The following is a 3,963-nucleotide window of genomic DNA, read 5'->3' on the forward strand; positions in this document are numbered from 1 at the left end:
GTATTATCTGGCAATAGATAACACCTTGAATGCTTGCCTGGATACAGATGGGGATGGTGTTGGAGATCTAACAGATATAGATGATGATAATGATGGGGTACTGGATACGACGGAACTTTCGTGTGGAGTTGGAGAAGCTGCGGTTACGAATACAGTACTTACAGCCGGGAGTCAGCAGATAGAAGGAACTTTTACCAATGGATCAGGAATTGCGGATTACAATATTCAGTTTTCGAACCTGAGTGCTGCTTTGGTAGCAGCTAATATTGCACCCGTCGCAGGAGGATTGCACTATATAGTTGATGATACGAATCTGGGAGATTACGAAACTACGATACAAATAACCCCTCAAACCGGAGGATTATTGGAATCTGTTGAGTGGGGACCTGATTTAGTAGGAAATACAGATACGGAGAATGATAATGATGAACAAACGATTACATTAACCTGGACTCCTGCAGTTACAGCAGTAGTGATTGATCCAGATAATCAATTAGACATAGCAGATGGTACGATAATAAATTCTGGACAGGCGATATTTCAGGGGGGCGAATATGAAAATGCGAGTCCCCCTACCTGGAAGATAGTCTTTACTACCAATTTGATTTCCTCAGCATTTGCATTAACCACCTCTCATGAGGCTTTAGCAGGAGTTGCGGATTTAAGGGATGAAGGTTTTAGTATCATAGCTAATGTTTGTTATGGAGAAAATACTGACGGAGATGGAATGATTAATAGCTTGGATTTGGATAGTGATGGCGATGGATGTAGTGATAGTGTAGAAGCTGGAAATACTGTTTTTTCTAATAATGATATTATCAATTACAATTCAGGCTTAGATGCGAATGGAAATGGATTATTGGATCAATTCGAAAACGGAACGTCTGGGACTATTAATTATGTATCAACCTATACACAATATGCTTTAGATGGAAATATTAGTGGTTGCCTGGATACGGATAATGATGGAGTAGTTGATATAGTTGATATAGATGATGATAATGATGGGGTGTTAGATACAGATGAAAGTCAGTCATGTTCTACTGCGATAGAACCTATTATTACTCCAGTCGCAATAGTATCTATTCCGGGGGCACCTTTTACGATTGATTGTAATACGGAAGGATCTTTAGATGAAATGATAGATGGAGATTTTGCTTCTAATGGAGATGGATGTAGGGATTTAGACTGGACAGTAGCAGATGATAATCAAGGAAATGGATTGAGACTTACATTAGTAACAGTATATGATAACATATCTGAGTTTTATCTGTGGAATGATGTGAATTTGTCATCAGGAGTTAATGATGGAATTCAAAATTTCTCAATAAAATTATATGATAAGGATGCTGTTTTATTAGGAACAGAAACAGGATTTGTAGCAGCAAATGCTGGAGCAGCAATGCAGAGCTTTTCACTCTCTCAGACATATAATGGAGTGCTCAGCTTTGATTTGGTTATTGAAACAACATACACGAGATCCCCTATTCAAATCAGAGAAATTGCTATTGGGGGTCCCTCTGCTAGATGTAGTGTTGACTATGATGTAGACGGGGATACCACAGCAAATCGACTGGACCTTGATTCAGATGGAGATGGATGCTCTGATGCCTATGAAGCAGGAGCAACAACAGATAAAACGGCAAATTTTGCTTTTACAAATACTACAGTTAATGGAGAAGATACAAATGGAAATGGGTTAGCAGATAGTATAGAAGATCTTCCAGGAAACCCAGGGCAGGTGAATTATAGTTTGTCCTATTTTCAGTTTGCTATCGATAATTCTGTTAATGCGTGTGCGGATAATGATAATGATGGTATAGGGGATCATGCAGATATAGATGATGATAATGATGGAGTGTTAGATGCTGTAGAATCTCCTAATTGTTTCTACACTGAGACAGAAGCAACCACCATAGTAACAGTAACTTCTGACTTAACAGTAGAATCGGTGTCAAGGCCTTTCTCAAATGCTCATGACGGAGCAGATAATACAGCTAGTTATACAGGAGTAACGCCAAATCAGAATGGAGTAGGGGTATCTATTTATGAAATCATCCCTACAATTCCGATGGCAATTACAGCAATAGATTTTTCAATGTATAATCTGGCATTTACAAATGGAGCAGGAAATACGGTAAAATTACAAGGGTTTACAGGAAGTATATGGGAGGATCTAGATACTGCATCTAATAGGACAGTAGTAAATGCAATAGAGACATTTATCAATACATTACAACCTAATAAGGTTTATCAGAAGTTTAGAATAACAGGAGAAACGGGATTGGTATATTATGCCAGAGTGAAAGAAATCTATATTTATGCTAATAACTTTGTTTCGTCATTAAACCCTAAAACAATCTGTAATGATAATTTGGATGGTGGAACAGGAGATATCCTTCCTAATCATTTTGATCCGGATTCAGATGGAGATGGATGCTCTGATGCCTATGAAGCAGGAGCGACTTCTGATAAAACAACAGATTTTGCCTTTACAAATACTTCAGGGAATGGAGAAGATGTTAATGGAAATGGGTTGGCTGATGTTGTTGAAAATGGAACTACAGGAACTATTAATTATGTATCTACGTATGAGTTATATGCCTGGTCAGATGAATTAAACTTATGTATTGATACAGATAATGACGGTGTTGGAGATTTAGTAGATTTAGATGATGATAATGATGGTATTTTGGATCCAGATGAAAGTAGTTATTGCAGTAACCCATTTACGTCTTCATATACAATTGCAAATGCAGTATTTGCAAATAATACTACGGCAAATGCCACGTATACTGCGGATATTTTGGACTCCTCTAATACAAAAGTGGCAACCATACAGTTTTTAATCCCGGCTACATCTGCTAATGTAGTAGGGTACGCAGATTATTCTGAAGTAGTTAATGGAGATGAACTACAATTTAATTGGTTAGGAACCGGGACAAACCCTAATCAATGTATCCAATATACAATTACCCCTGAAGCAGGGATGGAATTTAATGCTACTTTGAGGTGTTATTTGCCAGGGAATGGCTCTTCTGCACAAAATAATACAATTTCGATGACTCCTGATTTTGGAACATTACCTAATGGCAAAGCAATATCTGCTACATTTTTCGAATCAGCAACAAGTCATACCGATAGGGGTACAGGAGATATTATTTCATCAGGAATGACAATTCAGCGATTGTCTAATGGAGTGCCTGGTACTACCTATAGTTATTTAGAATTTGATGTGATGTCAGATGATATTAATCCATATATTTTTAATATGTGTTTTAACTGGAGTAGCGCTATGAATCATGAGACGTTTAGTATTAGATTCGAGTCGGTAAATTGTACTTCCAGTGAATTAGATGTTGATGGAGATACTTTGATCAACTCATTAGATTTGGATAGTGATGGAGACGGTTGCTCTGATGCCGCAGAAGGAGGTGTTCCTCAGGCTTTAGGAAATACATCAAATAACTTTCAGTTTGTAATTTCTCAAGGTGTTGGTAATGGTGATGAAAATGGAAATGGATTGGCAGATGAAGTAGAAGATTTACCAGGGTCTCCAGGACAAGTTAACTATACATTAAACTACACTAATGCTGTAGACCCAGCAGTTAATGTAGCATGTTCTATTGATAGTGACGGAGACGGGATTGATGATGTTGTAGATTTAGATGATGACAATGATGGTATTGTTGATCGTATAGAAGGAGGTGGAGTTGATCCTGGTGCAGATGATGACAATGATGGTATTTTAAACTATGCGGATTCGGATTACCCTGGATATGTAGACAGTAATGGCGATGGTATTAATGATCATTTTGATTATGACGGGGATGGCGTTGCCAACCATCTGGATTTAGACAGTGACAATGATGGTTTGTTAGATCTTATAGAAGCCGGTGGGGTAGACACAGATGGAGATGGAGCTGTTGATTACCCGACTCCTGGTGATGCCAGTAGTATGGT

Annotated in this window: 1 pseudogene; it reads left to right on the top strand. The window is 38.0% G+C overall.

The window, feature by feature from the left end:
- Nucleotides 1–3,963, top strand: a pseudogene (locus ACFSTE_RS14115) (hypothetical protein); the annotation flags it as partial.

It is taken from the genome of Aquimarina hainanensis, assembly GCF_042684685.1.
Classification (GTDB): domain Bacteria; phylum Bacteroidota; class Bacteroidia; order Flavobacteriales; family Flavobacteriaceae; genus Aquimarina; species Aquimarina hainanensis.